This is a genomic window from Bacillus sp. COPE52 (assembly GCF_003355115.1).
In the GTDB taxonomy this organism is placed as follows: Bacteria; Bacillota; Bacilli; order Bacillales; family Bacillaceae_G; genus Bacillus_A; species Bacillus_A toyonensis.
Map to the genome: position 1 here is coordinate 4941992 of NZ_CP031292.1, position 17912 is coordinate 4959903.

Annotated in this window: 17 protein-coding genes and 1 other RNA gene; 7 read left to right on the plus strand and 11 right to left on the minus strand. The window is 34.8% G+C overall.

Annotation, left to right across the window (positions count from 1 at the left end):
* Positions 1-40: 40 nt before the first annotated feature.
* From DPQ31_RS25195 to DPQ31_RS25205, 3 genes are all read left to right on the plus strand, one after another.
* The gene (locus DPQ31_RS25195; RefSeq protein WP_000912781.1) at positions 41-571 is read left to right on the plus strand and encodes an RNA polymerase sigma factor SigX; all 531 of its coding nucleotides are present in this window, start codon (positions 41-43) and stop codon (positions 569-571) included.
* A gap of 3 nt (positions 572-574) precedes the next feature.
* On the plus strand, positions 575-1522 hold the full coding sequence (locus tag DPQ31_RS25200; protein ID WP_208731168.1) for a DUF4179 domain-containing protein: 948 nt from the start codon (positions 575-577) through the stop codon (positions 1520-1522).
* Between the two features lie 319 nt (positions 1523-1841).
* Positions 1842-2204 carry a hypothetical protein gene (locus tag DPQ31_RS25205; RefSeq protein ID WP_097958715.1) on the plus strand — a complete coding sequence of 121 codons (363 nt, stop codon included), beginning with the start codon at positions 1842-1844 and terminating at the stop codon, positions 2202-2204.
* A 261-nt stretch (positions 2205-2465) separates the two neighbouring features.
* Here DPQ31_RS25205 and DPQ31_RS25210 read toward each other — a convergent pair whose 3' ends face one another.
* Positions 2466-2897 carry an Lrp/AsnC family transcriptional regulator gene (locus DPQ31_RS25210; RefSeq protein WP_002039967.1) on the minus strand — a complete coding sequence of 144 codons (432 nt, stop codon included), beginning with the start codon at positions 2895-2897 and terminating at the stop codon, positions 2466-2468.
* A 167-nt stretch (positions 2898-3064) separates the two neighbouring features.
* On the opposite strand from DPQ31_RS25210, the gene DPQ31_RS25215 reads away from it, so the two are divergent.
* The 3 genes from DPQ31_RS25215 (at position 3065) to DPQ31_RS25225 (ending at position 5535) form a co-directional block, all read left to right on the plus strand.
* Positions 3065-3646 (plus strand): beta-class carbonic anhydrase, encoded by a 582-nt coding sequence (locus DPQ31_RS25215; protein WP_000926483.1) that lies wholly within the window; start codon positions 3065-3067, stop codon positions 3644-3646.
* Positions 3647-3677: 31 nt separating this feature from the next.
* Positions 3678-4127 (plus strand): cyanase, encoded by a 450-nt coding sequence (cynS, locus tag DPQ31_RS25220; protein WP_001081567.1) that lies wholly within the window; start codon positions 3678-3680, stop codon positions 4125-4127.
* A gap of 127 nt (positions 4128-4254) precedes the next feature.
* A complete protein-coding gene (locus tag DPQ31_RS25225; RefSeq protein ID WP_098711560.1) occupies positions 4255-5535 on the plus strand; it encodes a purine/pyrimidine permease in 1281 nt (426 codons plus the stop codon).
* Between the two features lie 166 nt (positions 5536-5701).
* On the opposite strand, the gene DPQ31_RS25230 is transcribed toward DPQ31_RS25225, so the two are convergent.
* From DPQ31_RS25230 to DPQ31_RS25255, 6 genes are all read right to left on the minus strand, one after another.
* Positions 5702-6067 carry a YxeA family protein gene (locus DPQ31_RS25230; RefSeq protein ID WP_208731170.1) on the minus strand — a complete coding sequence of 122 codons (366 nt, stop codon included), beginning with the start codon at positions 6065-6067 and terminating at the stop codon, positions 5702-5704.
* A 770-nt stretch (positions 6068-6837) separates the two neighbouring features.
* Positions 6838-7590, minus strand: a complete 753-nt coding sequence (locus DPQ31_RS25235) for an iron ABC transporter ATP-binding protein (protein WP_097958719.1) — start codon at positions 7588-7590, stop codon at positions 6838-6840.
* Positions 7587-8651, minus strand: coding sequence for an iron chelate uptake ABC transporter family permease subunit (locus DPQ31_RS25240; protein WP_000631250.1), 1065 nt, complete (start codon positions 8649-8651; stop codon positions 7587-7589). Before DPQ31_RS25240 ends, DPQ31_RS25235 begins: the two co-directional genes overlap by 4 nt.
* Complete coding sequence (locus DPQ31_RS25245; RefSeq protein WP_000041827.1) at positions 8648-9664, minus strand: ABC transporter permease; 1017 nt, start codon at positions 9662-9664, stop codon at positions 8648-8650. Before DPQ31_RS25245 ends, DPQ31_RS25240 begins: the two co-directional genes overlap by 4 nt.
* Before the next feature lie 19 nt (positions 9665-9683).
* Positions 9684-10697, minus strand: coding sequence for a siderophore ABC transporter substrate-binding protein (locus DPQ31_RS25250; protein WP_208731172.1), 1014 nt, complete (start codon positions 10695-10697; stop codon positions 9684-9686).
* A 385-nt stretch (positions 10698-11082) separates the two neighbouring features.
* Positions 11083-11760: a response regulator transcription factor gene (locus tag DPQ31_RS25255; RefSeq protein ID WP_000815803.1), complete on the minus strand. Its 678-nt coding sequence runs from the start codon at positions 11758-11760 to the stop codon at positions 11083-11085.
* 493 nt (positions 11761-12253) lie between these two features.
* Here DPQ31_RS25255 and DPQ31_RS25260 point away from each other — a divergent pair, with 493 nt between their 5' ends.
* Entirely contained in the window at positions 12254-13021 is a 768-nt protein-coding gene (locus DPQ31_RS25260; RefSeq protein WP_000632238.1) for a GNAT family N-acetyltransferase, read from the plus strand.
* A 326-nt stretch (positions 13022-13347) separates the two neighbouring features.
* Here DPQ31_RS25260 and ssrA read toward each other — a convergent pair.
* The 4 genes from ssrA to estA all read right to left on the minus strand — a co-directional run bounded on the left by ssrA (position 13348) and on the right by estA (position 17842).
* Positions 13348-13702: a transfer-messenger RNA gene (ssrA, locus tag DPQ31_RS25265) on the minus strand.
* Between the two features lie 126 nt (positions 13703-13828).
* A complete protein-coding gene (gene smpB, locus DPQ31_RS25270; protein WP_001123917.1) occupies positions 13829-14296 on the minus strand; it encodes an SsrA-binding protein in 468 nt (155 codons plus the stop codon).
* A 228-nt stretch (positions 14297-14524) separates the two neighbouring features.
* Entirely contained in the window at positions 14525-16957 is a 2433-nt protein-coding gene (gene rnr / locus DPQ31_RS25275) for a ribonuclease R (RefSeq protein WP_070173931.1), read from the minus strand.
* A gap of 144 nt (positions 16958-17101) precedes the next feature.
* Positions 17102-17842: a carboxylesterase gene (gene estA / locus DPQ31_RS25280; RefSeq protein WP_000761983.1), complete on the minus strand. Its 741-nt coding sequence runs from the start codon at positions 17840-17842 to the stop codon at positions 17102-17104.
* Between the last annotated feature and the right edge of the window lie 70 nt (positions 17843-17912).

The following is a 17912-nucleotide window of genomic DNA, read 5'->3' on the forward strand; positions in this document are numbered from 1 at the left end:
TATAATACAGGCATCAAATGAGAGTGAGGTTTTAACTGACATGTTAAAAATAAAAAAGGAAGAAAGGCCTGTTTCGGATGTGACATTTGAAGATTTGTTTAAACAAAACTATGTTTACGTTGTGAAACAGATCGTATGGATTGTCAAAAGTCAGACTATCGCTGAAGAATTAGCCCAAGAAGTATTTTTACAGCTATATCGCAACGATTGGAAGAGTATTGAACACTTACCTGGATGGCTAATAAAATCTTCTACTTATGTAGCCTATAAATATCTGCGATCTGAAAAACGGCATCAGGCGAGAGTAGATAAAACCATACAATATCATGAAGTACAACATATTTCATCATTAGATGATGACTGGATTAGAAAAGAGGAAATTACAAAGGTCCAAATGGTACTCAGTAACATGAATGAACGAGATCGAACCATTTTATTGATGAAATTTTCTGGTTTTCAGTATAAGGAAATTGCAGAAGTGCTTCAAATCGACATATCTTCTATTGGAACATTATTGGTCCGAGCCAAACAAAAGTTTCGTAAGATTTATAAACAATTAGAGGAGGCTTAATAAATGAATTGTTATGATGTGGGATTTATTCAAGCATATATGGATGGGGAATTACCTTATGAGACAAGAAAAGAATTCACAAAACATTTAGATACGTGTAACGCATGCCAAGACTTATTACTAGAAATTAGTAAATTAAATCAATGGGAAACTATCATGTTAGAGGAAGAAATAGTACATTCATCAAAAGAAATCAAAATTGATGTAGACCAAGCGTGGCAAGCATTTGAAAATCGCGCAAAATTAGAAGATGTTTCTTATATCAATCAAAAACCTGAACAGAAGAAGGGATTATTTACAAATATGAATAAAAAATCAAAACGTTTCATGTATATAGCAGTAGCGGTAGCAGGGCTTTTTTCAACAGCCATGATTCCACAAGTGCGAGTAGCAGCTACGAATGTTGCCTCCTATTTTTCCAATGAAATTTCAAATGATACGATTATAAACGAAGGAAGAGACGTTGAAAATGGTCAATTCATTCCGATTGATGAAAAAATTATAGATCAGGGTGTTACGGTACATTTGAAAGAATTATATGTAGCAGATTCACGTATATCCATTCATTACAAAATTGAAAAAGAAAATGGAAATGTAGTACCGTTTGAATTTGATACAACGGGGTTACAACTTGAAGATGACGGCAAAGTAAATGGTCAACAAGATTACAACCCAACTTATAAGGAAAATGAATACTTCTCACAATTAGCATTTATTCAAGGAGCAAATGGTGGACCCTTCGAGCTAAAAGCATCAGGTGAAGAATTAAAGCATATAGGTGTTCGTGATAAGGATAGACCAGAAGGTGTCATTACATTTATCGAAGGTCCTGAAGGGAAAGATTCCTTCAAACAACCACTTACATTAGATGTCAATATAAGCAGGATTGGAAAAGTAGCTGGTTCTTGGAAAGGTCAACTTCAAATTGATCCTACCAAATTGAAAAAATAAAGTAAATTCAAATGAAAAAAAGAATAGAACGATGCGTATCCAATACCATGCTTATATTCTTCCTTGTGTTACTTACATTTATTTCATACATGATTTCTACTCTATCATTTTTAATTTCATAATCATAAAAAGGTAGTATAGAAAGTAGCTGGTTCCTTAACATACAGGGAATCAGCTACATTTTGTCCAAACGCACAATGTTCTTTTTTCGTATGATGCCCCTACATGCAAAACTTACATAAAATCTAGATGAACTCCAAATAAACTCCAGATACTTATTTTATGCTAAATATAATCTTAAGCAAGGAGGTAATAAAAAATGTTTAAAACATTATTAGCAGGAACACTTTTAAGTACAGGATTATTAGCGGGTGGTGCAGTAGATACAGAAGATGTGAAAACGAACAAACTAGAATCGAATGAAAAAATAGAATGGAGACAAATAAATAAAAGTGAAAAAGAATCCGCAAAAAAGATGGACAAAGGTACAAAAATTGATCAAAATCAACCAATGTCAGTTACAACAAGTGTAGATGGAACAACAACTTCTTCGCCAATCCATAATTCACCTGAAGACGCAGTGCCAGCAATTCCTAACGAAGATGTGAAATCTAACTATAATCAAATCTTTGAAATGCCTGAGGACACTAAATCAAAACCTGCACATGATTCTTCTAAATAAGCTATAAAATGAAATAGGATCATACCCTCAAATAAGTAATAATAGAATCCCTGTTGCATACAGCGCAGGGGTTTTGATGTTAAAAAATTTCCCTTCACTAGTCAAAGGCAAATAATGAAAAAAGAAAAATCAGATGTAAAATAATCAATAATTATTAAAAACAAATAAAAGGAGTATCTCTTATTTAATAAGAGATACTCCTTTTATTTTTGGAAACATGTCTTAGCCACAAGCAAAAAGAACTATAAACTTGCATAAAGTTTATTTTAACTTCCCTATTGATAGGTTAACACGGTAATTCCCATATTTTAATAGTCGTCCTAGAAAGTTATCCAATTCTTCATTGGAGGCAAAATGTGTTTTTAATAAATAACATCCGTCACCACTTATACGATGTACTTCAGAAATCCCTTCTTCTCCTTGAAAGAAATTCATAAACTCTTGATGGTTAGCTGTTGTTACGAACAGAGTAACAAACGCAGTCACTACTTGTCCTAATTTGATTCGGTTTATTGCGATTGTGTATTGCTCAATAATCCCTAAATCCTCTAACCTTCGAATTCGATTTCCTACCGCCTGTCCCGTCATATGTATTTTTTGACCAAGTTCTTTCCATTGTATTCTTGAGTTTTCTCCTAATAATTTCAGTATCTCAAAATCTGTTTGATCAATGATATAAACCAATCCTTTCACCGTGAAAGTAGAAAGCCAGAAAGTGTTTCGCCAGCTTATTCTGCTTATCGATACAATTCACTATACTTAGTTTATCCTCTTACATCACATTGTTTATCAGTTATATTCACTTATAACATAGAGGACGCAACAAAAAAATACATCTAGATTTAAAGGAGGTTACAAATATGTTATTACAAGAAATCCTATCGTTCAATGAACAATTTGTAGAAAATAAGGAATACGCTCCTTTTGAAGCGACAAAAATGCCTAAAAAACGTATGGTTGTTGTTTCTTGCATGGATGCTCGTTTAATTGAGCTACTTCCAAAAGCTTTAGATATACACGATGGCGATGCAAAAGTTATCAGAAATGCAGGTGGTAAAATTGCTTCTCCTTTCGATAGCGTTATGCAAAGTGTTATAGCATCAGTATATGATCTAAATGCAGATGAAATCTTTCTTATCGGACACCATAAATGTGGTGCAAGCCAAACTAATCCAAAAGGAACAATTCAAAAAATATTAGATCGTGGAGTAGCTTCATCCGAAATTTTATCAGCAATTGAATATGCTGGTGTTGATCTTGAAAAGTGGTTATTTGGATTCGATGATGTCTGCGATTCAACTCAAGCTAATGTTGATTTAGTAAGAAATCATCCACTTATTCCAAAAGATGTTCCTGTACATGGTTTAGTCATTGATCCTCACACAGGTAAATTAGATTTAGTAGTTGATGGATATAAAACATTAAATGGTATGAAAAATTAATTATTACTCAAATGAAGGGAAGTTATTAAATATGAATAGACAAGAAGCTACGCAAAAAATTATGGAAGCAAAAATTGCAAAAGGTTTAACATGGGAAGAAATTTCAAAAGTAAGCGAAAACTCTGAGACTTGGGTTGTAACAGCATTATTAGGACAAGCTACAATGACACGTCCGGAAGCAGAAAAAATCGGTAAATTATTAGAATTAGATGAGGAAGTGGTTCAGGCATTAACAGTAGTTCCACTTAGAGGTCAAGTAATGCAAATGCCTCCTACTGACCCAATCTTATATCGATTATATGAAATGATGTTACAATACGCACCAACTCTTAGAGAATTAATCTTAGAAAAAGCTGGCGAAGGTGTAATGAGTGCAATTAACTTCAATCTAGGTGTGGATACACAAGAAGATCCAAAAGGTGGCGATCCTCGTATCGTTATTACACTTAACGGTAAATTCTTACCATTCCGTACATGGTAATTAATTTTAAATCTATATATATAATTAAAATAATTTTATAGATTTACAAAATCCATCCTTTTTAATCTAACTGTATAGAAAGGATGGATTTTTACTATGAGATTCTTTTTCGACAAAGGAGAATAATATGAACAAAAAATACTTTAATACGAGCTTTAGTATTCTACAGTGGTTTGTGTTTCTATTAGCAAATGCAATTGCATTGCCTATCATTATTGGTGGCATATTTCATTTATCAATAGAAGATATCTCAACATTAATGCAGCGAACTTTTTTAGTCGTGGGAGTAAGTTCATTTATACAAGCATGGTTTGGGCATCGCTATCCCATAGCAGATGGTCCAGCAGGTTCATGGGTAAGTATATTTGTCATACTGGGACAAGTAGCTATGCATCAGGGACAAAGTGCAAAAGACGTGTTGCAACTTTTAGAAAGCGGGTTAATTATTGCAGGTATATTACTCTTCGTACTTGGTATAACAGGGCTTGTGCATCGAATCTTACGTTTATTTACCCCTTTAGTTACAGGAACTTTTCTTTTAATCTTAGCACTTCAGCTTAGTGGTGTGTTACTAAAAGGAATGATGGGATTACAAGAATCTGTAACTCATCCTGATTATACAACAACTACTATTGCACTCTTTGTTTTTACCATGATTACCTTCTTATCAATTAAAGGGAAAGGCTGGATGAAAAGTTACGCTGTGTTACTTGGCATTTCATTTGGTTGGCTTTTGTATGCTTTATTAGGAAAATCGTCTCATATGCCTTCACACACACCGTTAGTTAAGTTACCACAGATATTTGCTTGGGGCATGCCTAGATTCGATATTGGAATGACTCTAACTGCAATTTTATTTACATTTCTTTTAGTTGCAAATACGATTGCTGCTATTTCGGCTGTAAAACAAGTGGCTCCATTATCTAAAGAAAATGAAAAGCAAACACTGAACCGTGGTGTATGGGTCGGAGGTATATCACATATTATCTCGTCGTTGTTTTCTACAATTGGAATTGTACCATTACCTGCATCAGCAGGATTTATTCAACTAACAGGACAAAGAAAAGTGAAGTCATTCCTTATAGCAAGTCTCATATTAGCAGGAATTTCTTTTATTCCCTCAATTGTAAGCTTTATATCCTTACTTCCAGGCCCTATTGCTAATGCTGCACTTTTAGCAACATTTGTCCAAGTAATAGGCCTTTCATTTCAATCAATTTTACGTGAAGAATTAAATCAACGCCGATTAACTATATTAGGAATTACATTATTAATCAGTTTAGGAATAATGTTTCTTCCAGAAAGTGCATTTAGCGGTATTCCTTCTTCCTTACAATATGTTTTAAGTAACGGATTACTCGTAGGCACTATGATCAGTATTCTGCTAGAACAGTTTTGGAAAGAGTAAAGGGTTATACAATGCAATAATACTCCTTGCTCAGTCCTAACAAAAAGGGATCACACCAGACGGTTGATTCCTTTTGTTTTATAATAACCTCTCTTATTTTTCTACAATATCTTTTGCTTATAAAGCTTTATGTTAACACAGCTATTGGTTAGCTTGTCCTGATATATTATGAATTTCCGTTCAATTTATCTAAGATACTCTTATCTATTTTTGTTTGATCCACTTTAGCTATTTTAGAAACAATCCCACGGCGATCTTCCCAATCAATCAAATAATATTGATTTTTTTCCAATTTATTTTGTACGGAAATTTTCAGTTTTCTTTCTTCCCCTTTTTTATCGTACACCTTCTCATCGTAAACATGATACGTAAGAATTTCTCCATTACTCAATTTTTCGTTTTCTACTGTAGAATCAGTCATTACCTTTACATAATATTCTTTAGTTGAATAGTACCCATTACCTGATTTCAGATAGTAGAAAGCACCTCCTATTATAGCTAATAACACAAAAATCCTAATGATCCATCTCATATGATAATACCTAACCTTTCTATCCTACTTGTAAAATTTATATTCATTCACATATAACTCTTCCTTACTTTAAGTATGCTTTATCTAAAAAGAGGGTACAATCCAGTTTCCTTACACCCACATTACACTTTTGTAATCCTATCATTTTGGATTAAAACATTTTTATCATTTTACAAAACAAGCATAATTTTTTCGCAAACAAAAAGAACCATACCCCTGCCAACCTGGAAAAGTTATGGTTCTTATCATATAAAATTGTAATTTGAATATTATTGCCGTAAACGCCAATCTCACAGGATTATTTGCATAAGGTGTTCAGCAATTTTGTCTCCACTTATCTTTTTATTTTTTTCTTTTCTACCAGGGCTGCCGCCCACATTTTAACGAAAATATACGCTAAGGATTATCTTGCAGCGTAACAAGCTACTTCTCCCTTAAATGTAGACACACTATACCGAATCTTAACTACATCACAACTTCTTATATGAGAACGGACGAAACCTACTTTGTCTAACACAATTGTGTTAGCTTATGAGTGGATAACCAAACCAGAGTATAATGATTCCCTTACATTCACCGTCCGAGTGTTCAACACGTCGCTGGATTGGGAGTAATGACATATCTGTGGAGCTATTACCAACAGCCAGAAAAATTAAGAGTTATCATGATGGGCAATCGCATAAAAAAAGCTGCTGCCTATAAAATACAGACAGCAACTTCAACTAGAGTAGCTAGCATAATTTACGCAAGCTACAGTATACATTTTGTAACTAATAAACAGCGATTGGCCCATAGGGACCATTGATAATTTCTATTTTTGTTTCAAAAATATCTGTCAAAAGTGTTGGGTCCATAACCTCTTCTACTGTTCCAAAAGCAGCAATTTGCCCATCTTTCATAGCACAAATTTTGTCAGAGTATTTAGCAGCAAAATTTATGTCATGCATAACAGTCAAAATTGTTCTTCCGAATTCATTAGCTGCACGTCTCAAATGCTCCATCATTTGAACAGAACGAGCAACATCAAGGTTGTTCAAAGGTTCGTCCAAAAGTACATATTCCGTCTCTTGGCACAATACCATCGCTACATATGCCCTTTGTCTTTGACCACCAGAAAGCTCATCTAAATATCTATTCTCTAAATTAGTTAAATCCAAGAAATCGATATATTTAGAAATAATAGCTTCATCCTCTTTCGTTAATCTTCCCTTTGAATAAGGAAAGCGCCCAAATCCAACTAGTTGTCTAACAGTAAGCCTAGTTACAAAATGATTTTCTTGTCGCAATATAGTCAAAACTTTTGCTAAGTCTTTTGATTTGGATTCAGAAACATCCATATTTGCTACTTGAATGTGACCTTCATCCATATCTAAAAGTCTGCCAATCATCAAAAGTGTCGTTGACTTTCCAGCGCCATTTGGTCCAATTAAAGAAGTAAAGCCTGCTTTTGGTATTTCAATATCCAAAGGTCCTATTTTTACCTTATCACTATAGAACTTTTTAACATTATCAATTTTTATCATAAAGCCCTCTTCCTTAAAACTATAGTTAAGAATATGATTCCACCAAATAATTCAATAATAACTGAAACTACACCTTGAGCATGGAATACATGATACATTAAAAAGTATGCGCTCGTCATTATTAAAAATCCTATAGCAAAAGCCATCGGAAAAATATATCTATGATCATACGTTGACGCTGCCTGATAACTCAAAGTGGCCACTAAAAAGCCGTAGAAAGTAAGTGGCCCAATTAGAGCTGTTGAGATGGACATTAAAATAGCTACTAATACAAGCGTATAAATTACACTAGGTTGATATTTAACCCCGAAAGAAGTAGCAACATCCTTTCCTAGTGACAAAACATTCAAATTCTTAGAATGAGCAAAAATCAATACTGCTACAATTATGATCATAGGAATTACAATAGGAAAATATGCAGGATCTGCATGATTAACAGAACCAAATAATCTTGCTTGTAAAATATCAAATTCTGAAGGCGCAAGTAGTTTTCTCATAAAAGTTGACACAGAATTTAGCCCGGTACCAATAATAATTCCAACTAAAAGCATAAGTTGTAAATTCCCGTATTTACCGGAAAGTAACCATCCATAAAGTATCAAACTCATGAAGACCATAACAACAACTTGGAATAAAAATGATCCAATTCCATTAAAATTTATTAACGCACTAGCACCAAAGAAGAATACTGTACTCGTTTGAATTGCTGAATAAAGTGATTCGAAACCTAAAAGTGAAGGAGTAATAATTTTATTATTCGTAATAGATTGGAAAGCAACTGTCGACAAGCTATGGCAAACCGCAGCAATAATCATTGCAACAATAGCTACTATCCTTCTCTTAACAACTGGGATAAAAGAAGGTGAATCTATCGGAACTGGATTGTTATACACTAAAAGTCCATATGAAGAAAGGAGACCTAAACCAATCAATGTTATCAATAAAATCCAATAACGTCTTGCTTCCTTCTTAGAACGAAAAGCGCTAGCTGATCTACTTTCATTATGAAGGCTAGAATCGATTTCGACATTTTCTTTATTTCTATATTCTAATGTGATCATCGTAGCCTCCTTGGTTTTCTTTGTCTCAATAAAATAGTAATAAACACGACTGCTCCCACTGTTGCAAGTATTAAAGAAACAGGTAATTCAAAAGGCTTTATAATTGTTCGAGAAATGATGTCACAGGCAGTTATTGACCCCATTCCGATCACACAAACCCAAGGTAAATTACTCCTAAGATCATCACCTCTAAACATGGAAACGATATTTGGCACAATTAATCCTAAGAAAGGTAAGTGTCCAATAACAGCTGCAACAATTCCAACTGCAACAGAGATAAGACCAGTCCCAAAAAGAACAATTCTATTGTAATTAACTCCAAGGCTTGTTGCGACATCTTCTCCTAGTCCAGCTAAAGTCAATCTATTAGCATACATAAAAATAAGAAAAGTAATGATAACAATCAGCCATAAATATTCATATCTTCCCACTTGAATGTTAGCAAATGAACCTACGAACCAAGTTTCAATACTTTGTGTCTTTTGAAAAAGGAGTCCCAAAAAAGTAGACACTGCAGAAATAACTGCTCCAAGCATCAATCCAATAATCGGGACAATTAAAGACGAACGAAGTTTAACTCTTCTTAAAAATAAAAAGAAAATCATAGTTCCTATAAAAGAAAAAATGATTGCACCAGTCATTCTTTGCACTAAAGTCGGGGCAGGGAATAATAAATATACAAAAAGCAGGCCTAAGCCTGACCATTCAATAGTCCCCGTTGTAGTAGGTTCAACAAAACGATTCTGTGTAATAAGTTGCATGACGAGCCCTGCCATCGCCATTGCAGCTCCAGTAAGCATTAATGCAACTGTTCTCGGAACACGAGTTATGAAAAACATCTCCATTCCGTCCTCTTGTCCACGTATATCATAAACTCCAGTAAACAGTGATATAATCCCTAAAATTATAACAACTATAATCGCTATTATAAAAGATTTTGTCCATAATTTATTGTGATTATAAAACTGGGGTTGAGAAATATTCTCAACCCTAGAAATTATATTTTTTGACACTGTTTCGTACTCCTTTACACTACTTAGCTAAAGTTTTTGCAAGATTTCCAAACAACTCTATATAAGTCTGAATTGATTCATTTGTGTAAGTATCTTCTGGTGCATAAACAACTTGTTTTTTAGAAACAGCAGTTGTGTTTTGAAGAGCTGGTGATTTAGAAATAACATCCTTAGCAGGTGTTGAAGTAGCTGCATCAGATGTTGCAGCATCACGATCTAATACGAAAAGCCAATCAGGATTTGTTTGTGCAATAGCTTCAACAGAAACGTCATCACCTTTATGACCTGCAGTAGAATTTGAAACTTCTAGTGCTGGAACCCAACCGAAAATTTCATACATTGGTCCCCAAACACGACCAGAATGTGGAGCAGCAAAACCAATATTCCCACCAGTAACGATAACACTCATAACTTTATCTTTTCCGTTATAAGCAGATTTTGCAGTTTCAATAGATTTATCAAAATCAGCCACTAATTTTTTAGCTTCTTTATCTTTATCAAAGATTTTTCCTAAAGTAATTGTAGAATCTTTAAGTCCTTTTACTAAGTTTTCTCCAGGCTTAGTAGCCTTCTCTGAAACATCAAAGTTAAGATCAATAACTGCTGCATTTGGTACTAATTTTTTGATTTCTTCGTAATGGTCAGCAAATCTTTGACCAACGATTACAAGGTCAGGGTTTGCAGCTGCAATAATTTCTAGATTTGGTTCACGGTGATTCCCAATATTTTGAACTTTTTCATCCTTTTTATATGCTGAATCAGCAGGCATGATATCCTTTGGAGCAGCCGCTAATTTAATTCCCCAATCAGATAAAGTTTCAAAAGTTCTGTTATCCAAAGCAACTACATTCTTTGGATTTACAGGAACTGTAACTTTTCCATGCGCATCAGTGATTTCAACCGTTTTTGTCTTATCACTACTATTATCTTTAGTAGCCTTCGAAGTTTCTTTACCTGAATCTGAGCAAGCTACTAACATTAAAGTGAAAATTGCTAGAATACTTACTAATTTTAAAAGCATAGTTTTTTTCATATGTATACTCCTTATAGTGTGATTTATTTCGAAAATGATGACATCCATAGATTGAATTAGAAAGTGACTTTTATTCAATTGAATCGCTATTGATAATCATTTTCATTTGAACATCCTGTTAATTAGTATAGTCATTAATTCTGTGAAAATCTTGTGAATGGTGCGAATTCATAAAATCAGGTATAAAAAGTAATATGTGAAGTCGGGCGTGTTGATTAACCATGATTTCCTCTACAAAACACGCTCATTAATAGCTAATATTTTCATAATCCATTTTTTCACGTCTTTTAATACTTCTAAGAAACTATTTGATTATCATATTTAATAAAAAAATGAGTAAAACTGAATGAAATAATTTTACTCATTTTTTATTATCTTATTTTTATCAGTCAATCATTGAATAGCCTCTGCCATGTATCGTTTGAATATATCTGTCTTTCTTCTCGCACTTTAACTTTTTTCTTACATACCCAATATATAAGTCTACTACATTTGGATTTACTACTACGTTATATCCCCATACTTGATTCAAAAGCATTTCACGGCTCAATATTGTGTTTTTATTCTTGATTAAAAATACAAGTAAATCGTACTCTCGCTTAGTAAGCGAGAGGTTTTCGCCACCTTTTTTCACAATATTGCTAGATGCATCAACAAAGAGATCTTTAAACTGAAAAAAGTTTATTTCCTTTTGCTGGTTACAATCACTTCTCCTTAAAATTGCTTGAACCCTTGCTACTAATTCTTCTTTCGCAAATGGTTTTCTGATATAATCATCTGCTCCTGCTTGTAACCCTGCTACGCAATCCTTGCTAGAAACATTGTCGGTCACAATAATGATCGGTGTCGTTTTAACTAATCGTATTTGTCTACAAATTTCTGGTCCGGATATACTTAATGAATCCCAATCCAATATGATAATATCCCAATCTTGTTCATATATTATATTTAAACCTTCGTTTTCATTGTGAAGTTTTAAAATGAAATAGCCTTCTTGCGTTAGACCGCTTACGATTTTCTTCGCTAAAGACCGTTCATTCTTAATTACTAAAACCTGCTTCACCGATGGTTCACCTCTACTTCAATATAACTTAGTTAGATAAAAAATTATCCCAAAAAATAATTTAAGATTTATAAATTTTAAATTCCTAAAAAATCCGTTATAACAGCTTATTAGGAGAACTCTATATAATCTTACAATAGGTATGGATAAAAACACAAAACATATAAAGATTTGAATAAAGTGAAATTTTAATGAAATCTCACCAATTGGGCGTTTACGGTCAGCTATAGTATCTATCTGCTTATCATCAATAACTAGTTCTTCATTTTCTGTTTCAGGGGTACCGCCCGATTCCCATCAACTTAAGCATTTTATAAAACCACAAAATGAAAAAATGGCATTCTCTCTATTACTTTAAATCTAGAAAACAAATCACTTCAATATTTTCTGAATATTATGGGAGGATGTAAATACTGTGAACACTGTATATTTAGTGTTTAGTTGACCTTATAATAAAAAAAGCGCGCTAAATTGAATTGAAAGGTGCAAAAACATGATTACAAATCAACAATTAGTAATAAACAATTTGGAAGAAAAATTAAAAGTATTTACTCATACAGTTAGTGGAAAACTTACAAAGGAAGAAGATTTCATCATAGCAAATACAGAAATTCCTACTGATACATTCAATGTTGTATTGCCGAAATCTCCAAATATCAAAAATGCAGTTAAGATTAGACATGGAATCGATAATTTTTCATATAAAAAATATCCCTTTAGTATTTGGATTGATGCTCAGTATTTAACTGAGGATTGGACAAAACTTATGCAAGAATATGACCTAAAAGAAGCGGAACGTAATGTAATGATGAAACTTGAAAATACTCTTAATGTTGATCAAAGAATTTCCCATCAACTTATGATTACTAATGTGAAAAATAATGAAGAACTTTTAAAATATATAGACGTATTCATGAGCTTATTTGAGGGTACACCAGAAAAAGATGCATTAGAAAGTTATTTTAATAAGTTTTCACAAGTAAAATTAGGTTCAGAAGTTCAAATGTTTATTGGATGCATAGATGACATGCCTGTAACTACTGGTTTATTAATAGAAAGCAAAGATAGTTATGGTATTTATGATGTGATGACAAAAGAAACATTTAGAGGTAAAGGAATTGGCAGTGAAATGTTTCAATTTCTTCTAAATCAAACAACAGATAAACAAAAACCAGTTGTATTACAGGCTTCAGATGATGGGAAAAATATCTATAAGCGATTTGGATTTATAGATGTCGGAGAAATGGTTGTATTTGAATAAAAGGTTTTTTTATTAAGCTATAGGGCGGAATTGTTGAGCAACATAGATAGGAAATGATCCAACTTTTTATAAAAGAATAAACCAATTGAAAATATTAAGGGCGTGTTTTGAACAATCTTTTTTCAAAACACGCTTTTTTCTTTTTGTTTGTTTATCAAGGTTATTTGCTTAACTTGAACAAACTTTATTCTAAAACAACATGAATTATTAATTAATATCACTTTGAAGAAGCATATCTTTACATAACAAAAAAGAAGCATAAACCTGCACATCATGCAAAGTTATGCTTCCTGTTATACAAAATAAAAAAACCACCAAATATGTATTGGTGGAGACGGTGGGAGTCGAACCCACGTCCAAAAATATCGGCACTTAAGCTTCTACGAGTGTAGTCGATATATTAGTATTTCGCAAACTCTTCGGCCTATCGACAGGCTTCCAAGTTGCTAGTCTGATTGTTCTCTTCCTTCGCCCTCAGACGGCGAACTCCGGCGTAGTCCACTTAGTTTGAGTCCCTTACCCTACCACATGGACGATGGAGGGAGGAACCTTTAGTGCAATTAAGCAGCTAAAGAAAGATTGTTTTGTTTGCCAATTATAGGCTTTGACGTTTTAACGAGGCCGATCCCCTCGACTCGCAACCTAAGCTCGAACTATCCCTGTCGAATCCGTAACGTCCCCATGATAAAAATGGAGCATACGAAGAAAATATCGTGATAGCTACTAAGAGCTGTTTTTCAATGTGCAACAACCTTACATAAGTTATTATATCATACGCGCGCCGTTTTACAAATGTAAATATCTGTATTACATCTTTTGGCGATCACGGAACACGCGTGCAATTTCACGTTTCGCTTCTTTCTCTTTTAAATCATGACGTTTATCATATTGTTTCTTACCTTTTGCTAAACCAAGTGCCATCTTTGCAAATCCATTTTTCAAATAGATTCTAAGTGGAACTAATGCGTAACCTGTTTCTTTTGCAGCTCCCGCTAGTTTATCAATTTCTTTTTTATGAAGAAGTAATTTTCTCGTGCGAAGCGGATCATGGTTGAAACGATTCCCTTGCTCGTACGTATTAATATGCATATTATGAACCCATACTTCACCATTATGTATACGTGCAAACGCATCTTTCAAGTTCACGCGACCAGCGCGAATCGACTTAATTTCCGTTCCTTGAAGGACAAGCCCTGCTTCGTATGTTTCTTCGATGAAATAATCATGAAATGCTTTTTTATTTTGTGCAATAACCTTACCTGTACCTTTTGGCATATAACGTCCCTCCTCTATTTTTACTATTGTAACAAATGTTACTAAAAAGCGAAAGTGGCTCGTTCAGAATGTGAGGTGGATTACACAAAAAGCGAAAGTAGCTCGCTCAGAATCTTTGGACATTGGAACTCCCGACAGAGAAGCGTTTTTTGCTTCGTTCGAGGGAGTGAAATGACCAATAAAAAGAAAAACGGCCCCGCTTTTCATCAAAGCGAAGCCACTCTTTTCTTACTTACGCTTTTTCTTTTTCTTCTTGAATCCTGGTACGTTTTCAAAGAATCCTTTTTTCTTCTTGCCATTACCATCTTTTTTCCCTGGCTGACTAGCGGACGTGGATGCTGATGCTGATCCTCTTCCTGTGCTTTTACCTTTGCCACCACGGTCAAATTTTCTACCTGTACCGCGTTCGCCACCGCGCTCATTACTGCGCTCGCTACGTCCACCCCGTTTCTTTCTGCCTGTTCTTGGCTGTTCGATAACGACTGGACGATCTTTGAACTTACGGCGAGGTGTACCTTTCATGCCAACGATTTCAAAGTCAATTGCGCGCTCGTCTTTGTTTACGTTAATAACGCGAATTGTAATTTCGTCACCGATGCGGAATACGTTACCTGTACGTTCTCCAATCATTGCGAAATGCTTCTCGTCGTAACGGTAGTAATCATCCGTTAAGTAACTAACGTGTACAAGACCTTCAATTGTATTTGGAAGCTCTACGAATAAACCGAAGTTTGTTACAGAGCTAATCATACCATCATACTCTTCACCGATCTTATCGACCATATACTCTGCTTTTTTCATTTCGTCTGTTTCACGCTCTGCTTCAACAGCACGACGTTCCATATTAGAAGAGTGTTCTGCAATCTCTGGTAAGTTTTCACGCCATTTTGCTTGTGTTTCACTGTCGACTTTACCGTTAATGACGTATTCACGAATCAATCTATGAACGATCGTATCTGGGTAACGACGAATCGGCGATGTGAAATGCGTGTAGAACTCAGTTGATAAGCCGAAATGTCCTAAGCTTTCCGAATCGTAACGTGCTTGCTTCATAGAACGAAGCATAACCGTCGAAATTACTACTTCTTCAGGCTGTCCTTGAACCATTTCAAGGATTTGTTGTAATGCACGAGGATGTACTTCATTCGCACGTCCTTTTACCGCATATCCGAAGTTCGTTACAAACTCGAAGAATCGCTCTAACTTATCTTCTTTCGGATCTTCATGGACACGGTACATGAATGGTACGTTCATCCAGTGGAAGTGTTCTGCTACTGTTTCGTTCGCAACAAGCATAAATTCTTCAATTAACTTTTCTGATACAGAACGATCACGCATGACAACATCAGTCGGTTTTCCTTCTTCATCCACTAATACTTTTGCTTCTTTAAAGTCAAAGTCAATTGCACCACGGCGCATACGCTTTTCACGTAAAATTTGTGCCAATTGACCCATCTCTTTAAACATTGGTACTAATGGTTCATAGCGCTTGATTAACTCTTCGTCCTCATCTTCTAAAATGCTTCTTACATCAGCATATGTCATACGCTCTGTCGTTTTAATCACACTTTGGAAAATCTCGTGTTTGACAACATCACCTAAGTTGTTGATTTCCATTTCACAAGAAAGTGTCAGACGGTCTACTTTCGGATTTAATGAACAAATGCCGTTAGATAGACGGTGTGGAATCATTGGAATTACACGATCAACAAGATATACACTAGTCGCTCTTTCCGCTGCCTCAACATCAATTGGAGAACCTTCTTCAACGTAATGACTTACATCCGCAATATGAACACCAAGCTTGTAATTACCGTTCTCAAGCTTCGTTACTGTAACAGCATCATCTAAGTCCTTCGCGTCTGCACCATCAATCGTTACAATCATTTGGTCACGTAAATCACGGCGATCTTTCAAGTCTTCTTCTGAAATCGTTTCTGGTACACTGTTTGCATGCTCCATCACTTCCTCAGGAAATGCTAAAGGTAAATGATGTTTATGGATGACCGATAAAATATCTACTCCTGGATCATTTTTATGACCTAGAATTTGAATAACTTCACCTTCCGCACTTAAACGATTCTCTGGATAGCTCGTAATTTTAACAACTACTTTATGGCCTTCTACAGCACCCATGGATGCGCTTTTCAAGATGAAAATATCACTTGTCCAACGCTTATTGTCAGGTATAACAAACCCAAAGTTTTTCGATTCTGTATATGTACCAACTAGTTCTTTCGTTCCACGTTCTAAAATGCGTACAATTGAACCTTCTTGACGTGAACCACTTGATTGTGAACTAAGGCGTGCTAATACTGTATCACCGTGAAGTGCACCGTTTAATTCTGTAGGAGGAATGAAAAGATCATCATCTCCCGTTTTCTTCTCTTCTGGCACAACGAAAGCAAAGCCACGCGCATGTCCAATTAACTTACCACGCACTAAATTCATTTTTTCTGGAAGACCATAACGATTGCTACGTGTACGAATAACAAGTCCCTTCTCTTCCATCATTACAAGTGCCTTTACAAAATCTTTAAAGCCCTCAGAACCTTTAATTCCAAATGCCTCTTCTAACTCTTGTATCGTTAACGGTTTATACGCTTCTTCTCTCATAAATAATAACAACTTATCAATATGTTCTTGTGTGATTTCTTCCAAGCAAAAATACCTCCTTTAAACCCTTATATTATTTAGTGTATCCGAAAGATGGGGGATGTATAAAGCGAAAATTCAATACTCCCCTAATGATTTTTTTACAGTTTCCATAAAAATTTCCTTATGAAAAAAAGAGGCAACTAGATCTTACCAATCTAGTTGCTCCAAGAAGTTATATACATCCTCATGTAGCTCGTCACGTTGCTTATCCAGTGTAATGACATGCGTAGAGTCTTCATACCATTTAATGTCCTTTAACGTTGATTCTACACCATTATAAATAATGTTAGCACTATCCGTATTAATCATTTCATCATGACGCGCTTGTACAACAAACGTCGGTGCATAAATCATATCAACATTATTACGTACATCAGCAATTAGCTCTTGTAATGCTTTTAATGTATTCATCGGTGTCTGTTGGAATTCCAACATTTCTTGTTCAATTTGCTCTGGTGATTTTTGCTCACGCTTTTTATATTCGCGGGCATATGCCAATATACCTTGGTACATTGTTTCTTCACTCTTAATATACATCGGTGCACACATTGGTACCACACCTAAAACAGGGATTGTATATGCTAATTTCAGAGAAAATACTCCGCCTAGTGACAAACCAACGACAGCAATTTTCTCAAAGCCTTTATCTTTTAAAAGCTGATATGCCTCCGTTACATCTTGCCACCAATCTGTAGGACCTGTATGAACAAGTTCTTCTGGTGGTACGCCGTGTCCTTTATAAATTGGCGCATGACAAGTATAGCCTTTCTTTTCTAAGAAACGCCCTAACATACGTACATCAGCTGAGTTTCCTGTGAATCCATGTAGTAATAAAACAGCGCGGTCTCCACCCTCAAATGTAAATGGTTTCGGAGATGCTAATTTCATCATGTACTTCTCCTCTTTCTCTTCTGTAATCTAGTCGTATTCTTTCTATATCTTAGTGTACCATATTTAT